This window comes from Streptomyces sp. NPDC002884 (genome assembly GCF_040295245.1).
Lineage (GTDB): Bacteria > Actinomycetota > Actinomycetes > Streptomycetales > Streptomycetaceae > Streptomyces.
The window spans coordinates 13511-39929 of record NZ_JBEOVB010000024.1 but is presented as its reverse complement, the minus strand read 5'-3'; the positions used below and the strand labels follow the sequence as shown (position 1 = coordinate 39929).

23 protein-coding genes are annotated in these 26419 nt (G+C 72.5%); 7 read left to right on the top strand and 16 right to left on the bottom strand.

All coding sequences use genetic code 11. The annotated features are described in order from the left end of the window. Nucleotides 1–19 precede the first annotated feature (19 nt). Nucleotides 20–550, top strand: coding sequence for a cupin domain-containing protein (locus tag ABT070_RS33190; protein WP_451101814.1), 531 nt, complete (start codon nt 20–22; stop codon nt 548–550). Further along, nucleotides 547–975, top strand: coding sequence for a rhodanese-like domain-containing protein (locus tag ABT070_RS33185; protein ID WP_351766130.1), 429 nt, complete (start codon nt 547–549; stop codon nt 973–975). The genes ABT070_RS33190 and ABT070_RS33185 overlap by 4 nt, the downstream gene beginning before the upstream one ends. A gap of 21 nt (nt 976–996) precedes the next feature. Here the strand turns inward: ABT070_RS33185 and ABT070_RS33180 are convergent, their stop codons facing one another. The 5 genes from ABT070_RS33180 to recA all read right to left on the bottom strand — a co-directional run bounded on the left by ABT070_RS33180 (nt 997) and on the right by recA (nt 7482). Then, a complete protein-coding gene (locus ABT070_RS33180; RefSeq protein ID WP_351766128.1) occupies nt 997–1974 on the bottom strand; it encodes a sugar ABC transporter substrate-binding protein in 978 nt (325 codons plus the stop codon). A gap of 180 nt (nt 1975–2154) precedes the next feature. Continuing rightward, nucleotides 2155–4692 carry an FtsX-like permease family protein gene (locus tag ABT070_RS33175; protein ID WP_351766126.1) on the bottom strand — a complete coding sequence of 846 codons (2538 nt, stop codon included), beginning with the start codon at nt 4690–4692 and terminating at the stop codon, nt 2155–2157. Continuing rightward, nucleotides 4689–5426 (bottom strand): winged helix-turn-helix domain-containing protein, encoded by a 738-nt coding sequence (locus ABT070_RS33170; RefSeq protein ID WP_351766125.1) that lies wholly within the window; start codon nt 5424–5426, stop codon nt 4689–4691. The genes ABT070_RS33175 and ABT070_RS33170 overlap by 4 nt, the downstream gene beginning before the upstream one ends. A gap of 112 nt (nt 5427–5538) precedes the next feature. Beyond that, nucleotides 5539–6330, bottom strand: coding sequence for a recombination regulator RecX (recX, locus tag ABT070_RS33165; RefSeq protein ID WP_351766123.1), 792 nt, complete (start codon nt 6328–6330; stop codon nt 5539–5541). 3 nt (nt 6331–6333) lie between these two features. After that, nucleotides 6334–7482, bottom strand: a complete 1149-nt coding sequence (gene recA, locus ABT070_RS33160) for a recombinase RecA (protein WP_351766121.1) — start codon at nt 7480–7482, stop codon at nt 6334–6336. A gap of 365 nt (nt 7483–7847) precedes the next feature. Between recA and ABT070_RS33155 the strand changes: the two genes are divergently transcribed. Further along, the gene (locus tag ABT070_RS33155; protein ID WP_351766119.1) at nt 7848–8690 is read left to right on the top strand and encodes a hypothetical protein; all 843 of its coding nucleotides are present in this window, start codon (nt 7848–7850) and stop codon (nt 8688–8690) included. A gap of 7 nt (nt 8691–8697) precedes the next feature. Here ABT070_RS33155 and ABT070_RS33150 read toward each other — a convergent pair whose 3' ends face one another. Together ABT070_RS33150 and ABT070_RS33145 are read right to left on the bottom strand one after the other, a co-directional pair. Next, entirely contained in the window at nt 8698–9957 is a 1260-nt protein-coding gene (locus ABT070_RS33150; protein ID WP_351766117.1) for an AI-2E family transporter, read from the bottom strand. Nucleotides 9958–10017: 60 nt separating this feature from the next. Further along, a complete protein-coding gene (locus ABT070_RS33145) occupies nt 10018–10212 on the bottom strand; it encodes a DUF3046 domain-containing protein (RefSeq protein WP_351766115.1) in 195 nt (64 codons plus the stop codon). Between the two features lie 79 nt (nt 10213–10291). On the opposite strand from ABT070_RS33145, the gene ABT070_RS33140 reads away from it, so the two are divergent. Next, nucleotides 10292–11236 carry a hypothetical protein gene (locus ABT070_RS33140; protein WP_351766113.1) on the top strand — a complete coding sequence of 315 codons (945 nt, stop codon included), beginning with the start codon at nt 10292–10294 and terminating at the stop codon, nt 11234–11236. Nucleotides 11237–11294: 58 nt separating this feature from the next. Here the strand turns inward: ABT070_RS33140 and ABT070_RS33135 are convergent, their stop codons facing one another. From ABT070_RS33135 to ABT070_RS33125, 3 genes are read right to left on the bottom strand one after another with little or no spacing between them, the layout of a single operon-like run. Further along, nucleotides 11295–11603 carry an AzlD domain-containing protein gene (locus ABT070_RS33135; protein WP_351766111.1) on the bottom strand — a complete coding sequence of 103 codons (309 nt, stop codon included), beginning with the start codon at nt 11601–11603 and terminating at the stop codon, nt 11295–11297. Beyond that, complete coding sequence (locus ABT070_RS33130; protein ID WP_351766110.1) at nt 11600–12352, bottom strand: AzlC family ABC transporter permease; 753 nt, start codon at nt 12350–12352, stop codon at nt 11600–11602. Before ABT070_RS33130 ends, ABT070_RS33135 begins: the two co-directional genes overlap by 4 nt. Next, entirely contained in the window at nt 12253–13227 is a 975-nt protein-coding gene (locus ABT070_RS33125; protein ID WP_351766108.1) for an AraC family transcriptional regulator, read from the bottom strand. The genes ABT070_RS33130 and ABT070_RS33125 overlap by 100 nt, the downstream gene beginning before the upstream one ends. A gap of 221 nt (nt 13228–13448) precedes the next feature. On the opposite strand from ABT070_RS33125, the gene ABT070_RS33120 reads away from it, so the two are divergent. From ABT070_RS33120 to ABT070_RS33110, 3 genes are all read left to right on the top strand, one after another. Further along, on the top strand, nt 13449–18425 hold the full coding sequence (locus ABT070_RS33120; protein WP_351766107.1) for an ATP-dependent helicase: 4977 nt from the start codon (nt 13449–13451) through the stop codon (nt 18423–18425). A gap of 44 nt (nt 18426–18469) precedes the next feature. Then, the gene (locus ABT070_RS33115; protein WP_351766106.1) at nt 18470–19312 is read left to right on the top strand and encodes an Fpg/Nei family DNA glycosylase; all 843 of its coding nucleotides are present in this window, start codon (nt 18470–18472) and stop codon (nt 19310–19312) included. Nucleotides 19313–19439: 127 nt separating this feature from the next. Then, nucleotides 19440–20204, top strand: a complete 765-nt coding sequence (locus ABT070_RS33110; RefSeq protein WP_351766105.1) for an SDR family NAD(P)-dependent oxidoreductase — start codon at nt 19440–19442, stop codon at nt 20202–20204. A gap of 1006 nt (nt 20205–21210) precedes the next feature. Here the strand turns inward: ABT070_RS33110 and ABT070_RS33100 are convergent. The 6 genes from ABT070_RS33100 to ABT070_RS33075 all read right to left on the bottom strand — a co-directional run bounded on the left by ABT070_RS33100 (nt 21211) and on the right by ABT070_RS33075 (nt 26175). Continuing rightward, nucleotides 21211–21681: a Dps family protein gene (locus ABT070_RS33100; protein ID WP_351766102.1), complete on the bottom strand. Its 471-nt coding sequence runs from the start codon at nt 21679–21681 to the stop codon at nt 21211–21213. A gap of 206 nt (nt 21682–21887) precedes the next feature. Beyond that, on the bottom strand, nt 21888–22268 hold the full coding sequence (locus ABT070_RS33095; protein WP_351766100.1) for a helix-turn-helix domain-containing protein: 381 nt from the start codon (nt 22266–22268) through the stop codon (nt 21888–21890). A gap of 109 nt (nt 22269–22377) precedes the next feature. Continuing rightward, the gene (locus tag ABT070_RS33090) at nt 22378–22923 is read right to left on the bottom strand and encodes a CinA family protein (protein ID WP_351766098.1); all 546 of its coding nucleotides are present in this window, start codon (nt 22921–22923) and stop codon (nt 22378–22380) included. Beyond that, nucleotides 22920–23780: a CDP-diacylglycerol--glycerol-3-phosphate 3-phosphatidyltransferase gene (gene pgsA, locus ABT070_RS33085; RefSeq protein WP_351766096.1), complete on the bottom strand. Its 861-nt coding sequence runs from the start codon at nt 23778–23780 to the stop codon at nt 22920–22922. The genes ABT070_RS33090 and pgsA overlap by 4 nt, the downstream gene beginning before the upstream one ends. Then, on the bottom strand, nt 23777–25246 hold the full coding sequence (gene rimO / locus ABT070_RS33080; protein ID WP_351766094.1) for a 30S ribosomal protein S12 methylthiotransferase RimO: 1470 nt from the start codon (nt 25244–25246) through the stop codon (nt 23777–23779). The genes pgsA and rimO overlap by 4 nt, the downstream gene beginning before the upstream one ends. Before the next feature lie 89 nt (nt 25247–25335). Beyond that, complete coding sequence (locus tag ABT070_RS33075) at nt 25336–26175, bottom strand: helix-turn-helix domain-containing protein (RefSeq protein ID WP_351766092.1); 840 nt, start codon at nt 26173–26175, stop codon at nt 25336–25338. Between the last annotated feature and the right edge of the window lie 244 nt (nt 26176–26419).

The window sequence follows — 26419 nt, the reverse complement described above, 5'->3', positions numbered from 1 at the left end:
CGTTCTCAGGACGGTACCCGTGTCTGTCTCTCCTTCCGTGCCCACCGCCGCCGTCGCCGCGCCCACACAGGCCGACCTCCTCGACTTCGTCCGGCGCACAGCCGCCGACACCGAGCTGATCGCCTCGCTCCCCCTCGACCCGGAAGGCCGCACCTGGGTGCGCCTGGAGGGCCCCGGCGGCAGCGAGGCCTGGCTGATCGGCTGGCCGCCCGGCACCGGCACCGGCTGGCACGACCACGCCGACTCGGTCGGCGCCTTCCTGACCGCGCGGGGCGAGCTGCAGGAGTACTCGCTCGCCGCGCGGCTGCCCACCGACGGCTGGAAGACCCTCGAGCTGACGGACGGCGTGGACCGGGAGCGCACCCTGCCCGCCGGCCGGGGCCGCTCCTTCGGACGCCACCACGTCCACGAGGTCCTCAACCGGTCCACCGAGGAACACGCCGTCTCCGTCCACGCCTACTACCCCCCGCTGCCGCGCATCCGCCGCTACAGCCGTACCGGACATGTCCTGCGGCTGGAGCAGGTCGAGCGCCCGGAGGACTGGCAGTGAGCGGCCCGAGCGCACCTCGGGAGGGGCGTCCGACGGACGAACGGCCGACGGGCGTGGACGAGCTGCTCGAGCGGGTGCGCGCCGGGTACGCGCGCGTGGAGGCGCGGGAGGCGTACGAGGCCGCCCGCGCGGGTGAGGCGCTGCTCGTCGACATCCGGTACGCGGCCCTGCGCGAGCGGGACGGTCTGATCCCCGGTGCCCTGGTCGTCGAGCGCAACGAACTGGAGTGGCGCCTCGATCCCCAGGGCAGCCATCGCCTCCCCGAGGCCACGAGTCATGACGTACGGGCCGTCGTGATCTGCAACGAGGGTTACGCGTCGAGCCTGGCCGCCGCCTCCCTGCACCAGCTGGGGCTGCACCGGACCACCGACCTCGTCGGTGGTTTCCAGGCGTGGCGGGCGGCGGGGCTCCCCGTGACGTCGTAGCGGGGCCGTGGGGCGCCGGGCTCAGTCGCCCGGCGGGCAGTACAGCGGGGCCGTGTCCGCGTTGTCCCTGGTGACCAGGCGGACGGGTGTCTTGTCGATCCTGTCGGCCCTGTCGTCCTTGCGCAGCAGGGAGATGACGTTCTGCACCGCCAGTTCGCCGGTGTCCGCGGCCGAGTTGGAGACGGTGGCGGCGAGGCTGCCGGCCTTGAGCGCGGCCAGCGCCTCGTCGGTGCCGTTGACCGTCACGATCCTGACGCCCTCGGCACCGGCCGCGTCGAAGGCCTTCCGGGCGGCGAACGCCATCTCCTCATTGGCGACGAAGGCGTAGTCCAGGCCCGGATCGTCCTTGATCATGGCCGCGGCGACCTTGCCCGCCTTGACGGGGTCGTACATGCCGGGCCGGCTCGCGACCACCTTGGCGTTGTCCGGCAGCTTCTTGGTGAAGGCCTCGGTGAGCAGGTCGGAGGCGGCGCCGGGGGCTCCCGCGATCACGGCGACGCCGACCTCCCGGCCGGCGGCGTCCCGCTCGATCCACTCGGCGTCGAGTTCCCCGACCTCCTTCAGATCGACCACGACGGCCCCCAGGAGGTCGGACGTGTCGTCGGGGGCCACCGAGGTGAGGAAGATCGGCACCCCGGCGGCCTTCGCCTCGGCGATGTCCCCCTTGAGGGCGTCGACGTCGACGGTCTGTACGACCAGCGCGTCCACCTTGCGGGCGATCATGTCCCCGATGTTGGACACCTCCGTGGCGCCGTCCTGGCGCGAGTTGGCCGTGAAGAGATGGACGCCGTTGTTGCGGGCCGTCCGCTCGACGGACTCCTGGAGGCACGTATGGAACTCGGTGGTACCGCCGTTGACGAAGCCCAGCGTGATCCTGCCCTCGACCGCGCCCGCGGGTGCCGTGGCCTGCGAGGGCCACAATCCACAGCCGGTGAGCAGTAGACCGGCGCCGAGGACCGGGACGACGAGCGGTCTTCGGGAACGGGTGGGCACGGGCATGGCAAGGCCGCCTGTCGGAAGGTGCGGGAGACAACCCCCGCAGGAGAGAAGGGGGTTCACGGGCGGCAGCAGACGGTACCGGCGAACCGGACGGGCTCACCCTTCTGGGAACGCAAGGTAATCCTGCGCTCCCTGGGGGTCTCGGAGATCACGCCTCCCGACGGAGAGGGGGAGCGTCCCTCACTCCTGCGCCGTCGCCGCCGTCACCGCGCGCACCCTCAGCGCCAGGCGTCCCGGCACAGCGGTGGCGACCAGCGCGAGAAGCCCGGCCCCGGCGACCACCGTGGCGTACACGAGCGGCACGACCGCCGGGGCCGCCCGTCCCGTCATGCCGATGCTGAACGCGGTCAGGACCGCCAGGGCGATGGCACTGCCGAGGGCGGCGGCGAGGAGCAGGACCGACAGGGTCTCGGTACGCAGCATGCGCAGCACCTGCCGACGGGTCGCTCCCGCGAGACGCAGCAGCGCGAACTCCCGGACCCGTTCGGCGACCGACATGGCGAGCGTGTTGACCACGGCGATGGCCGTGAACGCCAGCACGAGTCCCATGGCCAGGAAGTTGACCTCGGCGTTCGCCTGCTGCCGCTCCGCCCGCAGCGTGTCGGCGGCGGCCGGGGAAATCACCCGAAGTCCCGGGAACTCACGCAGCGTAGTCGCGAGTTGTGTCTGTGTACGGGTCGTGCTGACGAGCAGGGAGGAGGCGAGCGGGTTGTCGACGTGGCGGGCGACCAGGTCGTGCGCGAAGGTGAGGTCTCCGAAGCCGAGGCCCCTGGCGTAGACGGCGGCGACGGTGAGTGTGGCGGGCGTGCCGTCGCCGAGCGTGAGCTTCAGGGTGCTTCCCGGCGTCAGGTGCAGGTGGTCCGCGGCCAGTTCACTGACGGCGACGGTGTGCTCGGTGAGCCCGCCGAGGGAGCCGGCGGTGACATCGGGGTCCCAGGTACGGCTGACGGCGGCCGGAGTGACGCCCTGGGCCGCGTACTTGTCGAGGCCGACCCGGACGGTCGTACGGACCACTTCGGTGACGACGTCGTGCTGCGTACGCAGTCGTCGTGCCGCCTCGGCGGGCACACCGGGCCCCTGGGAGGCGACGACCCAGTCGGCGCGTACGCCCTCGCGGACCTGGGCGCGGGCCGCGTCGCCGAGGGTGGGCTGGACGAACAGCACCGTGCAGGCCATGCCGACGAGCAGGGTGAGAGGGGTGACGACGGAGGCCATGCGGGTGGCGTTCCCGTGGAGGTTGGCGGTGGCGAGCCTGCCGCCGGGACCGGTCAGGCGCAGCGGTCCGGCGAGGAGAGACGCGGCCGCCTTGACCAGGAGCGGCCCGAGCAGCGCGACGGAGGTGGACAGTACGACGACGGCGAGGAATGTCACGGGCGTCGAGGCGGGCTCGGTCCGCAGGAAGCCGAGCAGGGTGACGAGGACCGCCCCGGCCGCGAGCAGCAGCAGGCCGGCGAGGAGGCGCCCCCAGGCGGGCCGGGTGGGCTCGGTCCGGGCCTCGGCCAACGCCTCGGCAGGGCCGATCCGGGACACTCTGCGGGAGGCGATCCGCGCTGAGCCCCAGGCGCCGAACAGCGTCGCGGCGACCGCGGCGAGCGGAGGGAGAGCGCTCACGGTGTGCTGAAGCGTGGCCGGTACGGCACCGAGGGCGACGAACCTGGCGTGCAGCCAACTCCCCAGCGGGAGCCCCAGAAGCGCGCCGGCCGTGCCCGCGGCCAGCGCGACGATCAGTGCCTCGCGCCCGAGGAGACGGCGGATCTGCCCGGAGGTTGCGGCGATGGCGCGCAGCAGGGCGAGTTCACGTCGGCGCTGCTGGACGGAGAGCGCGAAGGTTCCGACGACGACGAGGACCGCCACGAGCAGCGAGGTGCCGCCCATCGCTCCGCCCATGCTGACCAGCTTGACGCGGGCCGCGGCGGCGTCCAGGAACTCGACGGGCCCTCGGTCGTCGCCGGTACTGACCTGGGCTCCGGTGCCGTGCAGGGCCGTGGCCAGGGCCTCGCGGAGCCGGCTCGGGTCGGTGCCCGCCTTCGGCAGCACGCCGAACGCGGTGACCTGCCCGGGGTGTGCGGCGAGCCGTTGGGCCTCCCCGGTGGAGAAGAAGAGGGCGCTCTGGTGGCGTACGGCTGTGGCGGGGGCGGCGACGCCGGAGACGCGGTAGGTGCGCGGGGCCTGTGTCGACTGGACGGTGAGCCGGTCGCCGGGGGCGAGGCCGGCGCGTGCGGCGAGGTCGCGGTCGACGACCACGTCGGTGGCGGCCGCGGGGGCGGTGCCCGCGGTGAGCCGGTACGGCGTCAGCGCGGCGGAGTCCCAGGCGTGGCCGTAGGCGGGCCCGCCGTCGGTGTCCGGGGTGCCGGCGGTGGTCAACGGCTCGGCGAGGAAGGTGAGTTCGGGAATCACTCGAGCGACACCGGGTGCGGTGACGAGTCTGCGCTCCAGGTCGGCCGGGAGCCAGGCGCGTTCGGCGATGGGTTTGGCCTTGTGCTTGACCTTGGTCTTGCCCTTCTTGTGCTCGACGGTGGTCCGGTGGACGTTCTGGTCGGCGGAGACCACGACGGGCGCATCGGCATAGCGCTCGGTGCGGATGGCGCCCCGCAGCCCCGTCTCCAGGAGGGTCCCGCAGGCGCTGATCAGGGCGGCCGCGCACAGCAGCGCGAGGAAGGCGCCCAGGAAGCCCGCTTTGCGGGCACGAACGGTCTTCAGGGCATAGCGCAGCATCACGAGGGATCGACCTCGCTTTCGTCACCGACGGAGGGCGTGGCGGAGAGGGCGTCGGAGGGAGTGGGGGCGGGAGAGGAGGCGGGGAAGGCGAGGAAGCGGGTGAGAAGGGTGCGTGCGCCCGGCGGTGTCGCCGATGCGGGTCGTTTGTAGCGGTTGAGGAGAGCGATGTACTCCTCGAAGAAGTCCTGGAGTTCGGGCAGCGTGAGCCGGATGGTGCCGCGCGAGTAGGGGAACGCGTCCGCCCACGGGTCGTCGTCCTCCGCGTCCCGCTGGAGCCGCTCGAAGAGGTCCAGATCGGCTGCGTAGGCATGGTGGTTCAACTCGTCCATGACGAGCCGCATCTCGGCACTCTGACGGCTGCGCGGCGGGAACCGGCGGTCCCCGGGGACCGCCCGCCACCAGCGCTCCCGGTGCGTGGACGGCTCCGCTTGCCGCGCCTCGGCCGGGTTCTCGCCGTTCTCGCCCCGGTGCGCGGGCCTCTCCGCGTCGGTCTCCTCGACGAAGCCGTACCTGGCCAGCTCACGCAGGTGGTAGCTGGTGGATCCGGTGTTCAGGCCGAGGGCGCGGGCGAGGGTCGCCGAGGTGGCCGGGCCGTGCAGGGTGAGGTGTTCGAGCATGCGCTGACGTCGCGGCTGGGCGAGCGCCCTGAGAGCGGCGAGGTCGCCGAGTTCGACGGGAGCCGCGGAGGCGTGTTCCGCGTCCGGGGGCTCGTTGGCACCGGGTTCCTGGGACATGCGTACACACTCGTCTGTGCACAGATGCTTGTGCACTGCGGTGGCCCGGCGTCCTCAGTGGGGGGTTGTCCCCACCCCACTGCTGGAGAACGCCTCGTTCGGCACCCCTCGTTCAGAACCCCTCGCCGTCCAGGAACTCCGTGTCCTGACCCTCCTCCTCCAGTGCCCGGCGGACCACCCGCAGGGCCATGCCCTCGGGATAGCCCTTGCGCGCGAGCATGCCGGCGAGGCGGCGCAGCCGTTTGTCGCGGTCGAGCCCGCGGGTCGAGCGCAGCTTGCGGGCGACGAGCTCGCGCGCCGTCTCCTCCTCCTGCTCGGAGTCGAGCTGGGCGACAGCCTCTTCGATCAGCTCCGAGTCGACCCCCTTGGTCCGCAACTCCTGGGCGAGTGCTCGCCGGGCCAGCCCCCGGCCGTGGTGCCGGGACTCCACCCAGGCGTCCGCGAAGGCGCCGTCGTTGATCAGCCCGACCTCCTCGAACCGCGAGAGCACCTCCTCCGCCACGTCGTCCGGGATCTCCCGTTTCCGCAGGGCGTCGGCGAGTTGTTTCCGGGTGCGCGGGGTCCCGGTGAGCAGGCGCAGGCAGATCGCCCGTGCCCGCTCAGCCGGGTCCCCTGAAGGCTCCCCCTGCTCGGCCCTCGACGAGGAAGAGGTGCCTTCGTCCTCGGCGGACGGTTCCGCGAAGCCGCGCCGACGGCGCCCACGCCTCTCGCGTGGACCTCCTTCGCCGCCGCGCCGCGCCCGGCCGCCACGGGGCCGGGCGTCGCCGTCCGTCCCCTCAGCATGGTGCGAGCCGCTCTCCGGCCGGTCGCCGCCGGCCTGGGCGGGGCCGCCCTCGGCCCCGCCTCCCGCCCCCCGGGGAGTGTCGGGGGAGACGTACTCGGCCCAGTCCGTTCGTCGCGTCACGGATCAGCTCTTGGCGGCCGCGGCCTTGGTCTTGGCCGTCTTGGCCGCGGCAGCCGGAGCCGCCTTGGCGGCATCGTCCGCGGGCGCGCCCGTGGTACCCGCGGTGCCTGCGGTGGCCGCAGTGGCAGCGGCCGGCTCGGCGGCGGGCTCCTCCGGACGCACGCCGACGCCCAGCTTCTCCTTGATCTTCCTCTCGATCTCGTTGGCGAGGTCGGGGTTGTCCTTCAGGAAGTTACGGGCGTTCTCCTTGCCCTGTCCCAGCTGGTCGCCCTCGTACGTGTACCAGGCGCCGGCCTTGCGGACGAAGCCGTTCTCCACGCCCATGTCGATCAGACCGCCCTCGCGGCTGATGCCATGCCCGTAGAGGATGTCGAACTCGGCCTGCTTGAAGGGCGGCGCGACCTTGTTCTTGACGACCTTGACGCGCGTGCGGTTGCCGACCGCGTCCGTACCGTCCTTCAAGGTCTCGATGCGACGGATGTCGAGACGCACCGAGGCGTAGAACTTCAGCGCCCGGCCACCGGTCGTGGTCTCCGGGGAGCCGAACATCACGCCGATCTTCTCGCGGAGCTGGTTGATGAAGATCGCGGTGGTCTTGGACTGGTTGAGCGCGCTGGTGATCTTCCGCAGCGCCTGGCTCATCAGACGGGCCTGGAGACCGACGTGACTGTCACCCATCTCGCCCTCGATCTCGGCGCGCGGGACGAGCGCGGCGACGGAGTCGATGACGATGAGGTCGAGGGCGCCGGAACGGACCAGCATGTCCACGATCTCGAGGGCCTGCTCGCCGTTGTCCGGCTGCGAGAGGATCAGGTTGTCGATGTCGACGCCGAGCTTCTTCGCGTACTCGGGATCGAGGGCGTGCTCCGCGTCCACGAAGGCGACCTGTCCGCCGGCCTTCTGCGCGTTCGCCACGGCGTGCAGCGTCAGCGTGGTCTTGCCGGAGGACTCCGGACCGTACACCTCCACCACGCGGCCACGCGGCAGCCCGCCGACCCCGAGGGCGACGTCGAGTGCGGTCGACCCGGTGGGGATGACCTCGATGGGCTCGTTCGGTCGCTCGCCGAGACGCATCACGGCGCCCTTGCCGAACTGCCGTTCAATCTGTGCGAGTGCGGCATCCAGTGCCTTCTCGCGGTCGGTTCCTGCCATGGGTTCCACCCGGTTTGCTTGAGTCGATCGCTTCACGTCAAAGACGCTAACGCCTGCCACTGACAATGCGCCCCGACGCCGGTCCGGCCTGTGGATAACTCGGGTGCTTATCCGTCCAAACCAGGACGGAACACCCGACCAGCGTCTCACCGGAGCTCTAATAAGAACGGATGTTCGATTTCTGTGTCAAGCGCACCACGCAGCACTTCCGAGGCTACGTTCACGCGCCGACAACACCGTCCGATCCGGCTCGCTCGTCCCTCTGGTCGCTCTCGTCCCGTACGCCCCGGCTACTTCCGCGGGCGTACGGCGGGTGTCTTCGGCGGGACGACGACGGCGTACGACGTGGCCGGGACGCTCGGTGCATGGACCAGCAGAAGACCGGCCACGCCCGCGGCGGAGCGGAAACCGGGCACCCGATCCCGCACCCACGCTCCCCGGGCAGCCGGTACCACCAGTACCTCCGGTACCCCCGACACCGCCGATACCACCTCTACGAGGCGACGGCGCTCCTGCTGATCCTCTCCGGGCTCGTCCACCTCGTGGTGTTCGCCGTCGACGGCGGCCCCTGGAACGGACCCGTCTCCTGGCGCAAGCCGGTGACCTTCGGGCTCTCCTTCGGGGTGACGCTCCTCGCGGTCGTCCAGGTCACCTCTTACGTGCGTGTCGGCCCACGGCTGCGCGCCGTGCTGCTCGGGGTGTTCGCCGCCGACTGCGTCGTGGAGGTCGCGGGCATCACCCTCCAGGCGTGGCGTGGGGTGCCCTCGCACCTGGACATGGAGACGCCCTTCGACACGGCCGTGTCCATGACGCTGGCGGTCGGCGGCGGGGTCCTCGTGGTGCTGCTCGCCCGGTTCGCCGTGGCGTCCTTCCGGCACCGGCCGACCGGCCCGGCCGGGATGGCCCTCGCGGTGCGCTCCGGTTTCGCGATCCTGCTCGTCGCGCTCGCCTCGGGGGCGGCGATGATCGCGCGCGGTGTCGTGCTCACCCGCACCGGACACCAGGAGGCGGCGTACCACTCGACGGCCTCGCTGAAGCCACTGCACGGGGTGAGCCTGCACGCCGTCCTGGTGCTGCCCGCCCTGGCCTGGCTGCTGTCCCGCACGCCCTGGAGCGAGGCCGTACGCCGGCGGATCGTGGCCGCGGCGGTGGGGTGCTACGTGGCCGCGGTCGCCGCGGCCGGAGTGTGGGCCGTCCTCAGGTACTGACTGCCGCTCACCCTCGGCCGGACTCGTCCCGCGCCCCGACCTGCCGGTGCCGCACCCGCCCCCACAGCCGCCGCACGCGCGTGAGCGGCCCCTCCCCGCGTCCCCGGTGTCCGTGGACACGGGGGTCGTCCGTGACGTCGTAACGCTTCACGTAGGCGCCCAGGAACGCCTGGAGCGTCGCGACCGCCGGGATGGCGATCAGCGCGCCGACGGCGCCGAGCAGGGCGGTGCCCGCGATGACGGAGCCGAAGGCGACGGCGGGGTGGATGTCGACGGTCTTCGAGGTCAGCTTGGGCTGAAGCATGTAGTTCTCGAACTGCTGGTAGACCACGACGAAGATGAGCACCCACAGCGCGTACAGGGGCGAGACCGTGAAGGCGATCAGCATGGGCAGGGCGCCCGCGAGATAGGTGCCGATGGTGGGGAGGAACTGCGAGACCACGCCGACCCAGACGGCGAGCACGGGCGCGTACGGGATGCCGAGCGCCTCGAGCAACACGTAGTGCGCCACTCCTGAGATCAACGCCATCAGCCCGCGCGAGTACAGATAGCCGCCGGTCTTGTCGACGGCGATCTCCCACGCCCGCAGCACCTCGGCCTGCCGGGCGGGCGGCAGGACGGAGCACAGCGCGCGGCGCAGGCGCGGTCCGTCGGCGGCGAAGTAGAACGAGAACAGGGCGATGGTCAGCAGCCGGAAGAGCCCGCCGAGGACCTGTGTGGAGACGTCCAGCACGCCCGCAGCGCTGTTCTGGGCGTACTTCTTCAGCCACTCGGAGTGGAGCAGGCCCTCCTGGATGTCCACGCGTCTGAGGTCGGTGTGGAACGTGGTGTTGACCCAGTTGATCACCGAGTCGAGGTACTCCGGAAAGCCCTCGATCATCTTGATGATCTGACCCGCGAGCATCGAGCCCAGCAGCGTGAAGAAGCCGGCGACCACGATCAGCAGGCCGAAGGAGACCAGGAAGGTGGCCAGCCCTCTGCGCATCCCGCGGGCCGCCATCCGGCTCACCGCCGGCTCTATGGCGAGGGCCAGGAAGAACGCGATCAGGATGTTGAGCAGCAGACCGATGAGCTGGTGGAAGGCCCACAGACCCAGTTGGAACACACCGATGAGGGCGAGCGCGAGCACCATGGCGCGCGGAAGCCAGCGCGGCATGCGCGCGCCCTGCCCGGCGTCGCCGTCGGCCGGAGGCGGTCCGGTGGGCGGCGTCGCGCCGAGGGGAGGTGTGTGCCGGGCAACCTGCCCGGTCTCGTCAGTGGGTGCCACGGAGCAAGTCTCGCCTACGGCACCGACAATCGGAGAACCGCCTGTGGTCTTCTTGTGGGATCAGCGCATCTCCTGTGGAACGTTCATCACCGTGCACACCACGCGCCACACGTCCTTGGCCTCCCAGCCGTGCGCCAGCGCCTCCTGCACCGTGCGTCCGCCGAGTTCCGCCATCACGTGGTCGCGCGCGAACGTCTCGGCGTAGCCCGCGCCGAAATGCTCGTCCATCCGCTGCCAGAAGACCGTCAACCGCATGACATCAGTATCCCGCGCGCGGGGGTGGCCCTCGCCGGGACCGCCTGCCGAGACCGCTTTCCGCCCTACGGTCTGACGCATGGCCGAATCCGGAGCATCCCCACTCCCCCCGACGCCCCCGGCGCGCTCCCCGCTCTTCCGCGCCGAGCACTTCGTCTGGCTCACCGCGCGCGTGCTGGAGCAGCGCCTCTTCGCGCACGACTTCCTGCACGGCGCCGCCGACCCCGTCGAGACCGCCCTCGACGCCTACCGCAACGAGGACGGCGGATACGGCCACGCGCTGGAGCCCGATCTGCGCGGCCCCGTGAGCCAGCCCCTGCACACCGCGCGGGCGCTGCGCGTCCTGGACTCCGTCGGGCGCCTCGGCGGCCGGCGCGTGGAACGGGTGTGCCGCTATCTGACCTCGGTCTCGACCGGCGACGGCGCACTGCCGGCGATCCATCCCAGTCAGCGCGGATACCCCGCGGCGCCCTTCATTCCGATCGTGGACGACCCGCCCAGCGAACTTCTGTCCACCGGGCCGGTGGTGGGTGTGCTGCACCGCAACGACGTATGGCACGCCTGGCTGTTCAGGGCCACGGACTTCTGCTGGCAGGCGGTGGACTCCCTGGAGCGGTCCCACCCGTACGAGATCCAGGCCGCCGTGGCCTTCCTCGACTCCGCCGCCGACCGCCCGCGCGCGGAGGCGGCCGCCGACCGTCTGGGCCGCCTGGTGCGCGCGCACCGGCTCGCCGTGCTGGACCCGGACGACCTGGACGCGTATCCGGTCGCACCCGGCTACGCCCCCGGCGAGCACCACTTCCCGTACGACTTCGCGCGTACCCCGCACTCCCTCGCGCGGGCGTGGTTCACCGACGACGAGATGGCACGCTCCCTGGACCACCTCGCAGGCGATCAGCAGCAGGACGGCGGCTGGCCCGTCCGGTGGCGCCGCTGGGCACCCGGCACCGCACTGGAGGCCCGCCCCATCGTCACGATCGAGGCCCTGCGCACCCTCAGGGCCTACGGCCGCGCCATCGGCTGACCCCGCCCGTGCCGCCGGCGCCGCCCATCGCCCGGACCGGCCCTCCTTGCCCTGTCTCTCACCCGCCCAGGGCCCGCACCCCCGCCGTCACCACCACGGCGGCCGCGACGACCAGCAGGAAGGGAGCCCGCAGCACGAGGGCGACGACGGCCGCGGTGAGCCCCGCGGCCCTCGCGTCCAGCACGAGCGCCTGCCCGTCCGCGAAGGTCTGCTGGGCGGTGAGGGCGGCGAGCAGGGCCACGGGGAGCAGGGCGGCGAACCGCCTGACGAGGGGCCGTTCGAGCAGACCGGCGGGGACGAGCAGTCCGGCGAGCTTGACGGCGTAACAGCCGAGAGCGGTCGCGCCGATCGCGATCCAGGTGTTCACCGCTCCTCCTCCCCCGTGTCGACCCGGCCGGCCCCGCCGGCCCGGCGCCGGCCCTCGAGGTACAGGACGACCGGTGCGGCGAGCGCGGCCGCCAGCACGGGCACTCCGGCGGGCAGCACGGGCAGCAGGCCCAGCCCCAGGAGCACCGCGAGCCCGGCGACGGCCCGCTCGGCGGTGGTCTTCAGCATCGGCGCGAGCAGCGCGAGGAAGACGGCGGGCCCGGCCGCGTCGAGCCCCCACGCGTCCGTGTCCCCGATGGCCTCGGCGCCCAGGGCGCCCAGGAGCGTGGTGAGGTTCCACAGCACGTAGAGAGTCAGCCCGGTGACGCCGAAGCCGATGCGCGCGGCACGGCGTCCGGGCTGGGCGAGGGAGACCGCCGCCGTCTCGTCGATCACCCATTGGGCGGCGAACGGGCGCACCGCGCGCGGGAGCGCCAGCGACTGCGACAGACGCAGGCCGTAGAAGGCGTTGCGCACACCCAGGAAGAAGGCGCCCGCGGCCGCCGTCAGGGGATTGCCGCCCGCCGCCAGCGCCCCGACGAGCGCGAACTGGGACGCCCCCGTGAAGACGAGGAGACTGAGCGCGCAGGTCTGCCACACCGAGAGTCCGCTGCCCGCCGAGGTCACCCCGAAGGCGAACCCGGAGAGTCCTACGGCGATCCCGACCCCGAGGGCGTCCCGTACGACGGCGGCGTCGGGCCGTCCTCCGCCGTCGGCGCGTATGTCCGTGAGAGCTGTCTGTTCTGCCACGACCACGACGGTACGAGCAGTCCTCCGGGTGGGTCTTGTACGTTCTTGCGCTCGCGCTGGTACGCCCCCGGAGGGACCCCGACGATCCGGGCGAAGTGACGGTTGAGGTGCGGCTGGTCGGTGAACCCCACCGCGACGGCCGCCTCCGCGGGTGGGGTCCCCGCGTCCAGCAGCCGCCGTGCCCGCCGCACACGGGCATCGGTCAGCCAGGCATGGGGCGGCAGCCCGTACACGTCCCGAAAGGCCCGCAGCAGCGCGAACGAGCTGGTCCCCAGGTCCGCGGCCAGTTCCTCCAGCGTCGGCGGATCGGCCAGCCGCTCCTCCAGCACCCCACGCGCGCGTACGGCGACGCGTGCCCCGGCCGACCGCACCTCCCGCTGGGGCAGCGGTCCGCCGTTGAGCCGCAGCAGCCGCGTCACCGCCACCCGCAGCAGCGTGTCGGCGGCCAGCGCGTTGCCCTCCTCAGCGGCTCGGAGCACCTGATGCACCAGCCCGACGGCGTACGCGTCGTCCAGCACGGGACGGACGAATCCCGGGGTACCCCGAAGGGTCGTGGTCTCGGCCGCGATCTCGGCCACCACGTCGGGCGACGGATACACGGCCCCGTACCGCCAGCCCTCCGGCACCCCGGCCCGCCCGGTGTGCGGTGTGTCCGGGTTGACCAGTGCGAGAGCCCCCGCCCCCGCGTACTGATCGGCCCCACGGTGGTGAAAGACCTCCGCCCCCTCGGCGATGGCGGCGATCACGAAGTGCTCGTGGGTGTGCCTCACGAACGTCTTGCGGACATACCGGGCCCGCAGCAGATCGACACCGGGCAGCTCCGCGTACCGCCAGTGCCGCGCCAGCTCACCCGATCCAGAACCCGAATGCACCACCTGTCCATTCTCCGCGACGCGCCGCCGGACAACGGCGCCACAGCGCCTCCGGATCACCACGCCCCGGGCCACAGCGCCTCCGAGTCACCACGTCCCGGGCCACCACGACGCCGCCCGCCCGCGGCCCCCGCTCCACGGCGAACGTCAGCAGCCCGGGCGCGAGAGACGCCGTATCCGCGCAGGTCAGAGGAATTGTCAGTGGCCGGGTGCAGGATGGACGCATGGTCAGCTCCGCACACCGAGCCCTCGACGGCTTCACCCCCGCGACCCGCGGCTGGTTCACGGGGGCGTTCTCCGCGCCCACCGCGGCCCAGGCAGGCGCGTGGCAGGCCATCGGCGAGGGCTCGGACGTGCTGGTGGTGGCCCCGACCGGTTCCGGGAAGACCCTGGCCGCCTTCCTGGCCGCCCTGGACCAGCTCGCCTCGACACCCCCTCCCGCCGACCCGAAGAAACGCTGCCGAGTCCTCTACGTCTCCCCCCTCAAGGCCCTCGCGGTCGACGTGGAGCGCAATCTGCGCAGCCCCCTGACGGGCATCCGCCAGGAGTCCGTACGTCTCGGCCTGCCCGAGCCGGAGGTCAAGGTCGGCATCCGCTCCGGCGACACCCCGCCCGCCGAGCGCCGCGCGCTGGCCACCCGCCCCCCGGACATCCTGATCACGACCCCCGAATCGCTGTTCCTGATGCTGACGTCGGCCACGCGCGACGCGCTGACGGGCATCGAGACGGTGATCCTGGACGAGGTGCACGCCGTGGCGGGCACCAAGCGCGGCGCGCACCTGGCGCTCTCCCTGGAGCGGCTGGACGAACTGCTGCCGAAGCCGGCCCGCCGCATCGGCCTGTCGGCCACGGTCCGGCCGGTGGACGAGGTGGCGCGCTACCTCTCCCCGCACCGCAAGGTGGAGATCGTCCAGCCGAAGTCCGGCAAGGAGTTCGACCTCTCGGTCGTCGTCCCGGTGGAGGACCTGGGCGAGCTGGGCGGCTCCCCGGTCGCCGAAGGCTCCGAAGGGGCGGAGCGCCCGTCGATCTGGCCGCATGTCGAGGAGCGGATCGCCGACCTCGTCCAGTCCCACCGCTCCACGATCGTGTTCGCCAACTCCCGCCGGCTCGCCGAGCGCCTGTGCAACCGGCTCAACGAGATCGCCTACGAGCGGGCCACCGGCGAGCCGCTGGACGAGCACCACTCCCCCGCTGAGCTCATGGGCGGCTCGGGCGCGGCCCAGGGCGCACCGCCCGTCATCGCGCGCGCCCACCACGGCTCGGTCTCGAAGGAACAGCGCGCGCTCGTGGAGGAGGACCTCAAGGCGGGCCGGCTGCCGGCCGTCGTGGCGACCTCCAGCCTCGAGCTCGGCATCGACATGGGCGCGGTGGATCTCGTCGTCCAGGTCGAGTCCCCGCCTTCGGTGGCCTCGGGCCTCCAGCGCGTCGGCCGCGCGGGACACCAGGTGGGCGCGGTGTCCACCGGTGTGGTCTTCCCGAAGTACCGCGGTGACCTCGTCCAGGCCGCGGTGGTCACCGAGCGGATGCGCACGGGCTCGATCGAGTCCCTGAGGGTCCCCGCCAACCCCTTGGACGTCCTGGCGCAGCAACTCGTCGCCATGACCGCGCTCGACACCTGGCAGGTCGACGACCTGCTGACCACGGTCCGCCGTGCCGCCCCGTTCGCGTCACTCCCGGAGTCCGCGTTCACGGCGGTCCTGGACATGCTGGCCGGCCGCTACCCGTCCGACGCGTTCGCCGAGCTGCGCCCGCGCGTCGTGTGGGACCGCGTGGCCGGCACGATCACCGGCCGTCCCGGTGCCCAGCGTCTCGCCGTCACCTCCGGGGGCACGATCCCCGACCGTGGCCTGTTCGGCGTCTTCCTGGCGGGCGCCGACCCCAAGAAGGGCGGCGGCCGGGTCGGCGAGCTCGACGAGGAGATGGTGTACGAGTCGCGCGTGGGCGACGTCTTCACGCTCGGCACCAGCTCCTGGCGCATCGAGGACATCACCCGCGACCGCGTCCTGGTCTCCCCGGCCCCCGGAGTCCCGGGCCGTCTGCCGTTCTGGAAGGGCGACCAGCTGGGTCGCCCGCTGGAGCTCGGCCGCGCGGTGGGCGCGTTCCTGCGCGAGGTCGGTTCGCTGTCCAAGGAGGACGCCCGGCTCCGGCTGCTCACCGCGGGGCTGGACGCCTGGGCGGCCGACAACGTGCTCTCCTACCTGGACGAGCAGCGCCAGGCCTGCGGGCATGTCCCTGACGACCGCACGATCGTCGTGGAGCGCTTCCGGGACGAACTGGGCGACTGGCGGGTCGTCGTCCACTCCCCCTTCGGCGCCCAGGTCCACGCCCCCTGGGCCCTCGCGCTGGGCGCCAAGCTCTCCGAGCGCTACGGCATGGACGCCCAGGTCATGCACGCCGACGACGGCATCGTCCTGCGGCTGCCCGACGCCGACCTCATGAGCCTGGACCTGCTCGACCAGGAGCCGACGAGGGCCGGCACGGAGTACGACGCCGAGCAGGCACCGGTCGGCGCGGCGGACGTCGTCTTCGACAAGGGCGAGGTCGACCAGATCGTCACCGACCAGGTCGGCGGCTCGGCCCTGTTCGCGGCCCGCTTCCGCGAGTGCGCCGCCCGCGCGCTGCTGTTGCCGCGCCGCAGCCCCGGCAAGCGCACCCCGCTGTGGCAGCAGCGCCAGCGCGCCGCCCAACTGCTTCAGGTGGCGAGCGAGTACGGCTCGTTCCCGATCGTCCTGGAAGCGGTCCGCGAGTGCCTTCAGGACGTCTTCGACGTTCCCGGCCTCGTGGAGCTGATGGGCGACCTGGAGGCCCGCAAGGTACGCCTGGTCGAGGTCACCACCCCGGAGCCGTCGCCCTTCGCCCGCTCCCTCCTCTTCGGCTACGTCGCCCAGTTCCTCTACGAAGGGGACTCCCCGCTCGCCGAGCGCCGCGCGGCCGCCCTCTCCCTGGACTCACGCCTGCTCGCCGAGCTGCTCGGCCAGGCGGAACTGCGCGAGCTGCTCGACGCCGAGGTCCTCACGGAACTGGAGCGGGAACTCCAGTGGCTCACCGAGGACCGCCGGGTGAAGGACACCGAAGGCATCGCGGACATCCTGCGCCTCCTCGGCCCGCTCACCGACGCCGAACTCGCCGAGCGCGGCGCCGAACCCCACTGGGCGCAGGAACTGGCCGCCGCCCGCCGTGCCATCCGGGTCCGCATCGCCGGCGCCGACCACTGGGCCGCGATCGAGGACGCGGGCCGGCTGCGGGACGCGCTCGGCACCGCGCTCCCGGTAGGTGTGCCGGAAGCCTTCACGGAACCGGTCAAGGACCCGCTCGGCGACCTCCTCGCGCGCTACGCACGCACCCACGGCCCGTTCACCTCGGCAGGAGCGGCCGCCCGCTTCGGCCTCGGCGTGGCGGTGACCGAGGGCGCCCTCCAGCGGCTCGCGGCGGGCGGACGCGTCGTCCAGGGCGAGTTCCACCCGGCCGGCATCGGCCAGGAGTGGTGCGACGCGACGGTCCTGCGCAGGCTGCGCCGCCGCTCCCTGGCCGCCCTGCGGCACGAGCTGGAGCCGGTCCCGCCGCCCGCTCTGGCCCAGTTCCTGCCTCAGTGGCAGCACATCGGCAAGGGCCACTCCCTGCGCGGAACCGACGGACTGGTGCGCGCCGTCGAACAGCTCCAGGGCGCGTCGGTGCCCGCCTCGGCCCTGGAGAAGCTCGTCCTGTCCTCCCGTGTGCGGGACTACGCCCCGGCGATGCTCGACGAACTCACCGCGGCCGGAGAGGTGGTCTGGGCCGGAGCGGGCGCCCTCCCCGGCAAGGACGGCTGGATCTCCCTCTACGTGGCGGACGCGGCGCCCCTGCTCCTGTCACCGCCCCATCCCCTGGAGCTGACGGCACTGCACCAGTCGGTCCTCGACGCCCTCTCCGGGGGTTACGGCCTGTTCTTCCGCCAGATCGCCGACCAGGTCCGCGCCACCACCCACCCCGACGCCACCGACCCGCAGCTCGCCGACACCGTCTGGGACCTGGCCTGGTCCGGCCGGCTCACCAACGACACGCTCACCCCCCTGCGCGCCCTGCTGGGCTCGGGGCGCACGGCCGGCTCCACGGCCCACCGCGCCAAGCGCAGCGTCCCGCGCGGCCGCTACGGCTCGCTGACGGCCGCGGCCCGCCCCGCTTCCCGCAGCGGCCCCCCGACCGTCGCCGGACGCTGGTCCCTGCTGCCGGCCCACGAGCCCGACCCCACGGTCCGCGCCCATGCCCTCGCCCGCACGCTCCTCGACCGGCACGGCGTGGTGACGCGGGGCGCGGTGGCGGCCGAGGGCGTCGAAGGCGGCTTCTCGGCGACGTACCGCATTCTGTCCGTCTTCGAGGAGAGCGGGCAGGCCCGTCGCGGGTACGTCGTCGAAGGCCTCGGCGCGGCGCAGTTCGCCATGGACGGCGCCGTGGACCGACTCCGCGCGGTGGCCAACGCACGCGACCGCGGCGAGCAGCTGCCCGGCCCGAACTCGGCGACGGGTTCCTCGGACGGCTTCGCCTTCCCCGACGGCTCCCCGTCCGACGACGCCTGGGACGTCCCGGGCCTCGACGCCGGCCCGCCCTCCGTCTTCGGCGCCCCGGCAGTCCCCACCTCGCCGGACGAGTACGTCTCGCCCCGCGATCTCGCCTCCCCGGGCGCCGGCGGCCCCCGCGCAGGCAACGGCTTCCCGGACAGATCTGGCGGTCCGAACGGCTCGGGCTTCCCGACCGGCTCGGGCTTCCCCGACGACCACAACCCCCGGCGCGCCCAGAACCGCAACCGCTACGGCACCACATCCGGCGTCTCCCGTGCCGTCGTCCTCGCCGCCGCCGACCCGGCGAACGCGTACGGCGCCGCCCTGGGCTGGCCCGAGCCACCGAGCGGCGCCGGGCACAAGCCGGGCCGCAAGGCCGGCTCCCTGGTGGTGCTCGTGGACGGCGAACTGACGCTCTACATGGAGCGCGGCGGCAAGACCCTGCTGGCCTGGCCCTCCACCCCGGACGGCGAGGGCACCCCCACCGACGACCCACGCCTGCACAACGCCGCGGAGGCTCTCGCGCAGGCCGCTCGCGCGGGCTCCCTCGGCACGGTCACGGTGGAGCGCGTCAACGGCGCCTCGGCCCTCACCTCCCCCATCGGCACCCTTCTGGAAGGAGCGGGCTTCATCGCGACCCCTCGCGGTCTGCGTCTGCGCGCGTGACCGCCGTACTCCGTCCGGAGCGACTCGCATGTCACCCTTGACCCATGCCCGAAGGTGACACGGTCTGGCAGGCCACGAGGCGACTGCACGACGCCCTCGCGGGCAAGGTACTGACCCGCTCGGATCTCCGGGTGCCCAAGTACGCCACCGCCGACCTCACCGGACGCACCGTCCTGGACGTCACGGCTCGCGGCAAACATCTCCTCACCCGCGTCGAAGGCGACCTGACGCTCCACTCGCACCTGCGGATGGACGGCTCCTGGAAGGTGTTCACGAACGACCAGCGCTGGACCGGCGGCCCGGCGCACCAGATCCGGGCGATCCTCGGCACCCACGACCGCACCGCCGTCGGTTACCGCCTCCCCGTCCTCGAACTGTTGCGCACCGCCGACGAGTCACGAGCCGTCGGCCACCTCGGCCCCGACCTGCTGGGCCCCGACTGGAACCCCGAGCGAGCCCTCGCCAACCTCCTGACGGACCCCGCCCGTTCCCTCGGCGAGGCCCTGCTCGACCAGCGCAACCTGGCCGGCATCGGCAACGTGTACAAGAGCGAGCTCTGCTTCCTCCTCGGCGTCACCCCGTGGCTCCCCGTCGGCTCGCTCCCCGCCGACCGTGCCGCGAAGCTGCCCGCCCTCGCGAAGAAGCTCCTGGAGGCCAACCGCGACCGTCCGGTCCGCAACACGACGGGCCGCCGCGGCCAGAACCTGTTCGTCTACGGCCGCGCACCCCGCCCCTGCCTGCGCTGCGGAACACAGGTCCGGGTCGCCGACCAGGGCGACGGCTCCCGCGAGCGCCCGACCTACTGGTGCCCGGCCTGCCAGATCGGCCCCGTCCCGGCACCGGGCTCCCCGCCGACGCGTCGCCTCCGCCCCCGCACCCCCCGCTGACCTCCACAACGACCGCTCTCCGAAACCCCGTTGCGGCCCCGCCCCGTCCGGCCCGTCCAGCCCCTCCAGCACCCGAACAGGCCAGCCACAATTGACGGACCGTCAGAAACACTCGTACCGTCCTTTCATGGCCGTCAAGGCGTACGACCTCACCGGACGCACCGCATTCGTCACCGGCGCCGCGAGCGGAATCGGCCGCGCCTGCGCCGTGCTGCTCGCCGAGGCGGGCGCCACCGTCCACGGCGCGGACCGCGACGAGCAGGGCCTGCACGAGACGGCGACGCTGATCAAGGACCGGGGCGGCACGGCCCGCACCCACCCTCTCGACGTCACCGACCGCGCCCAGGTCCGGCAGGCCGTCGAGTCCTGCGAGCGGCTGGACGTCATGGCCGCCGTCGCCGGGATCATGCACAGCAGTCCGGTCCTGGAGACCCGGGACGAGGATCTCGACCGGGTCCTGGCCGTCAACTTCAAGGGCGTGCTGTACGCCTGCCAGGAGGCGGCCCGCCTGATGCTGGCCCGCGGCACCGGCGGCAGCATCGTCACCATGGCCTCGGGCGCCGTGGACACCGGCGGCGCCGGCCTGCTCTGCTACGGCGTCGCCAAAGCGGCCGTGGTCCAGTTGACGAAGACTCTGGCGACGGAGGTCGGCCGGCACGGCATCCGCGTCAACGCCGTCGCCCCGGGCTGGATCCGCACCCCCATGACCGACCGCCACGACGCCGGCGCACAGGCGCACACCGAGGCGCTCATGGCCCGTATGTCGCCGCTGGGCCGGGTCGGCGAACCCGAGGACATCGCCCACGCCGTGCTCCACCTGGCCTCGGACGCGTCGGCGTTCACAACGGGCCAGATCCTCCGCCCGAACGGCGGCGTGGCCATGCCCTGGTAACCACCACCTCCGAACACCGTGCCGACCCCCTCGGCAACCGTGTCGCCCCCACCTCTCCCCGCCCCACCGCGCTCCACCCGCCCCTTCCCAGACCCACCGCGCCTCCACCCCACTCCCGCCCAGACCCACTCCGCCGCGCCTCCACCCGCCCCGTCCCAGACCCACCGCGCCCCCACCCCACGCACCCCCGAACCCCATCGCCGCGCCAGCCTCCACTCCCCCCTCGCCCCGATCCACCCCCGGCGTCCTCCCGGCCGCACCCGGCTCAGCCGCACGACCAGCGGCCTCCGCACTGAACCGGACACCGTCCGCACGGCCCATCCCCTCCCTAGGCGGCCTCGGCCTCCTCCCAGACCCCACCCCCACGAAGCCCTCTCCCTGGCGCCCGGCCCTCCTCGGCCCGAGCCTCCAGCCGCCCGAGCCCCCAGCCGCCTGCGCAACCCACCCGGGACAGACCACCCGCCCCCGGACCCGGCCCCGCCCCCCGGCACCGGCCCCCTCCGCAGACGCCTAGCCCGACGGCCGCCCCACAGCTCCATCGGCGCCCGCCCCACCGCCGTCCCCCGCGCCCCGACCGTCCCCGCCGCCCGCGCCGTCGGCTCTCCCACCCCCCGCGATCCCCCGCCACGCACCTTTCCATCGCCCCTCCCCGACCGCCCCCACCGCACGCGCCTTGGCCACGCAGTGCACCGGCAGCAGGCTCAGCCCCCATCCTCCGGCTGCGACCGCCCCCTCCAGCGCCCCCGCGTCGGGCGCCACGGCGAGCCTCAGCACGGCCCACCACCACGCCGCGCCCAGCCCCAGACCGAGCCCCAGCCCGGCTCCTCGCCCCGCTATTCGCCCCACCATGGCCGTCACACCTCCAGCCCGAGCCTCACCACGACACCCAGTAACCCCCCGTACCTCCGCAGAGGACGCTAGACGCCCGCCCCCACGCCCGGCAGGGCGCACGGGCGGCACAACGGCGCATCGGCCGAGCCGATCCGCCGCCCTCGTCCCTCCCGCCTCACGCGCTCTCCGCCTGGAACATCCAGTGATGCTTCTCAAGATCGCCGGTGATCCCGATGAAGATGTCCTGGCTCACAGGATCCGCGTCACCCGTGGCCGCCACCCGTTCCCGCATCCGGGTGATCACCGCGCCCAGAGCGGCGACGAGCGTGCTCACCGCGTCGGAGTCCTTGACCCAGCCCCCCGGCGTCGCGCCGATCCCGCTGCCGGCCGCCACCGTCGCCGCACGTCCGTCCGGCGAGACGCCCAGCGCCGAGGCACGCTCCGCCACGGTGTCGGAGTGGGTGCGGGCCACGTCCACGACCTCGTCGAGTTGGAGGTGGACGGACCGGAACCGGGGCCCGACGACGTTCCAGTGGACCTGTTTGGCGACGAGCGACAGGTCGACCAGGTCGACGAGCGCGCCCTGCAACGCCTCCGCCACGGTCTTCAGGTCGGCGTCGGACAGGGGACTTTTCACGACGTTCATCCGTACCTCCGGTGGTTGGCCCCCGTAGTGCCCCTCCACGATGACCGCGGCACCTCGCACCGGCAAACGGACGACAGACGCGAGAAACCCCGGCCGCGCCCTCTCCGGATTTCCCGGAGAGGCCCTGGCCGGGGCCTCACACATGCCTACATACGTGCCTGCGTCGCGTCACACGCTCACGCGTCACACGCCCGCGCGCGTGAATGTCACGCGGCGACCACGTCCACCGCCTCGGCGGGTGCCTTGATGGTCACCCGCTCCGGAGGCACACCGGTCACCGATACGGAACCCAGCATCGGACGAACCGACGTCGGTACAGGCTCCCTGGGGGTGGCGGCAGCAGACTGAGCCAGCTCGGCGAGAGCGAGCTCGTCGCTCACTTCCCGCATGAGCTCGGACATCCGTACGTCCAGCGCGTCGCAGATGGCGGAGAGCAGCTCGGAGGATGCCTCCTTCTGCCCCCGCTCCACCTCGGAGAGATAGCCGAGTGAGACTCGGGCGGACGAGGAGACTTCGCGCAGAGTACGGCCCTGGCGCTGGCGCTGCCGACGCAGCACGTCACCCAGCAGGCGACGGAGCAGAATCATCGGTGGCTCCCTCCTCGGACCGCGTAGCCGCATCCTTCACGCCCCACCGTACCGCCTTGCGCTGCGGCCGTGCGGGGAGCGATGTCGTGTTCACTCAGGGCTGCAAACATCAAAACCCCCCGTTCTGTTCCGTATCCTGTGCCCGCTCATTCCCGGTGTGTTCGCCCGCAAGCTCTGTCAGGAGCAGTGCGAGTACGCTCCGTACACTCTCTCTACGAATTTCCGCCCGGTCGCCGTTCAACCTCAGGGCCTCCACTTTTCCGCCGCCGGCGCAACCGGAATACGACCCGGACGGGCCGTCCACCGCCACGAAAACCGTCCCCACCGGCTGTCCGTCCTGGGGGTCGGGGCCGGCGACGCCCGTGGTCGCGATGCCCCAGTCGGCCCCGAGCGCCTTCCGCACTCCGGCGGCCATCTGGGCCGCGACCTGCGCGTCCACGGCTCCGCGCGCGGCCAGCAGGTCCGCGTCGACCGCGAGCAGTCCGTGCTTGAGGTCGGTGGCGTAGGCGGTCACGGAACCGCGGAACACCTTGGACGCACCGGGGACCGCGGTGATCTCCGCCGCGACCAGGCCACCGGTCAGCGACTCGGCCACGGCGAGCGTCTCTTCCTTCACCGTGAGTAGTCGCACCACGTCGGTGGCCGGGGAATTCACGCCTGCGTCTCCTCCGACGCGGCCTTGCGCTCGGCGATTCCCTGCCGGCGCAGCACCACGGCCTGCCGCACGTAGTCGAGCCCGGTCACCACGGTCAGGACGACCGCCGCGGCCATCACCCACCACCTCAGGGTGGCCAGCCACCCCGTCAGCGCCAGGACGTACATCCCGACCGCCACGCCCTGGACGAGCGTCTTCAGCTTGCCGCCCCGGCTCGCCGGGATGACGCCGTACCGGATGACCACGAAACGAAGCAGGGTGATCCCGAGTTCCCGGCCGAGGATCACGATCGTCACCCACCACGGCAGGTCGCCGAGCGAGGAGAGGCAGATCAGCGCCGCTCCCATGATCGCCTTGTCGGCGATGGGGTCGGCGATCTTCCCGAAGTCGGTGACGAGGTCGTACGTCCGCGCCAGGTGCCCGTCGAACAGGTCGGTGATCATGGCGATCGCGAAGGCCGCCCAGGCGAACGCCCGCCACGCCGGGTCGTAGCCGCCGTCGGCCAGCATCAGCGCGACGAAGCCGGGCACCAGGATCAGCCGCAGCATGGTCAGCAGATTGGCGATGTTCCAGACGCTCGCCTGGTTGACGGCGGCGGCCGCCAGCTTCGCGCCCCGGGGCGGCCTCGCGGCACCCTCCGGGTCGGCACTCGCGACCGGGTCGGCAGTGGCGGAGACGGTCACGGGAGCCGCCACGGCGCCCGCCGCCTGCGCCGCGGCCTGCGCAGCCTGGGAACCCGGTGAGGCCTGCGAAACCGGTGAGGTCTGCGAAGCCGGCGGGGTCGAGCCCGGTGAGGTCTGCGAAGCCGGTGAAGCCTGCGAGGAGCCGCCCGCGGCCGATGCCGGAACACCCGTCATCTGCCCGCCTCCTCACTACACCCGATCGAGCCCGGCAGGGGCTCGGCCACCAGGTCGACACCTTCCGTACCGACCACCTTCGCCTCGACCATACGACCGACGCTCAAGTTTTCGCCCGATGTGAGCAGCACCTGGCCGTCCGTCTCCGGAGCCTGGTGCTCCCCACGGCCGAACACGCCCTCCTCGTCCACCGACTCGACCAGTACGTGCACGGTCTCGCCGACCCGCTCCTCGGCCCGCTGCGAGACGAGCTCCTCGGCGAGCCGGGAGACCCGGGCCAGCCGCTCGGCCACGACGTCCACGTCGAGCTTGTCGTCGTACGTCGCGGCCTCGGTGCCCTCCTCGTCGGAGTAGCCGAAGACGCCGATCGCGTCGAGGCGCGCGCCGTTCAGGAAGCGCTCCAGCTCGGCCAGGTCGGCCTCGGACTCGCCGGGGAAGCCCACGATGAAGTTGGAGCGCACACCCGCCTGGGGCGCCTTGCTCCGGATGGTGTCGAGCAGTTCCAGGAAGCGGTCGGTGTCGCCGAAGCGGCGCATCGCGCGGAGCACGCCGGGCGCCGAGTGCTGGAAGGACAGGTCGAAGTAGGGGGCGATCTTCGGCGTCGAGGTCAGCACGTCGATCAGGCCGGGCCGCATCTCGGCCGGCTGGAGGTAGCTGACACGCACCCGCTCGAGGCCGTCGACGTCCGCGAGCTCGGGCAGCAGCGACTCGAGCAGCCGGATGTCGCCGAGGTCCTTGCCGTAGGAGGTGTTGTTCTCGGAGACCAGCATGATCTCCTTGACGCCCTGCTCGGCCAGCCAGCGCGTCTCGTTCAGCACATCGCTCGGCCGACGCGAGATGAAGGAGCCGCGGAAGGACGGGATGGCGCAGAAGGTGCAGCGCCGGTCGCAGCCGGAGGCGAGCTTGACCGAGGCGACCGGGGCGCCGTCGAGCCGGCGGCGCAGGGGCGCGCGGGGGCCGGAGGCCGGGGCGACACCCTCGGGAAGATCGTTCGGACCGTGCCCGGGCAGGGCCACCGTCGCGGCCGACTCCTGCCGCTCGGCCGGGCTGATCGGCAGCAGCTTGCGCCGGTCGCGCGGGGTGTGGGAGGCGTGGATGCCGCCGTTCAGGATGGTCTGGAGGCGGTCGGAGATGTCGGAGTAGTCGTCGAAGCCGAGCACACCGTCGGCCTCGGGCAGGGCCTCGGCAAGTTCCTTGCCGTACCGCTCGGCCATGCAGCCCACCGCCACGACGGCCTGGGTTCTGCCATGGCCCTTGAGGTCGTTGGCCTCCAGCAGGGCGTCCACGGAGTCCTTCTTGGCGGCGTCGACGAAGCCGCAGGTGTTGACGACGGCGACATCCGCGTCCTCGGCGTCCTCCACGAGCTGCCAGCCGTCCGCCTCCAAACGGCCTGCGAGCTCCTCCGAGTCCACCTCGTTACGGGCGCAGCCAAGGGTGACGAGTGCGACGGTACGGCGTTCAGGCATGGGCTCAAGACTACTTTGTCCCACCAACACCGAACGTCGACGGGGTTGGCGATCTTCGCCAACCCCGTACACCCGAAGGCACGCCTGGGCTAACCGACCTGAGGGTCGCCCTTCGTGTACGTCAGCCGCTCCACGGCGCCGGGCCGGAAATCGTCGTCGAGCTTCTTGCCGTTGACGTAGAGATCGATCGCACCGGCGTCGCCGAGGACGAGGTTGATCTTCTCGCTGTCCTGGAAGGTCTTGGAGTCGCCCTGCTTGAGCAGTCCGTCGAAGAGCAGCCGGCCGTTGTGGTCCTTGGCGGCGACCCAGCTGCGGCCGTCGGTGGCGCTGACCTGGACGGTCACCTTGTCCTGGGGAGCCGCGGCGATGGCGCTGTCGGAGGGTTCCGGCTTCTCGTCGACTGGCTTGTCGGTCTTCGTCGTGGGTGAGGCGGTCTTGCCGGTCGCGGGGGTGGTGCCCTCGGCGACCTGTTCCTTCGACCCGTCGTCGTCGCCGCCCGTGAAGGCGGTGAAGCCGACGAAGCCGACCACGGCGACGATCGCGGCGACCATGGCCGCGGTCCAGTTCGGCCCGCGCCGCTCGGGGCGGATACGTTCCGCCTCGAAGAGGGGCGCGGCCGGGGTCGGCGCCGGCCGGCCGCCGTGGGTGTCGTCGAACCGCTCCATCAGCGGGGCGGGGTCGAGACGGACGGCCCTGGCCAGGGTCCGGATGTGCCCGCGGGCGTAGACGTCCCCGCCGCAGGGGGCGAAGTCGTCGGACTCGATGGCACGGATGATGGCGATGCGGACCCGGGTGGCGGAACTGACGTCATCGACGGTCAGCCCGGCCGTGATGCGGGCCTGCTTCAGGGCGCGGCCGATGGAGAGGGGGGCTTCCTCGGACGGGTCTTCGAACGGACGCTCGTCTTCAGGGGAGTTGCCGATGGACACGGGGGCGCCTTTCGAGCGTGTAGCCACCTGTGCTGGAGGTTCAGTCTAGGGGGGGTGCCAAAGGGAGGGGCAACCGGGCGGTACGACTTTGTACGCCATCGGTATGGCCGGTCACACCGATGACGGGCCGGTTACGGCCCCGGCGGGGAGCCGCACCTGTCCTCTCGCTCAACTGGACGTATGCCAAAGGGAAACGGTTGCCCACTGCTCTCTAACGGGTGAGTCACGGCCGACCTCCGCTTCC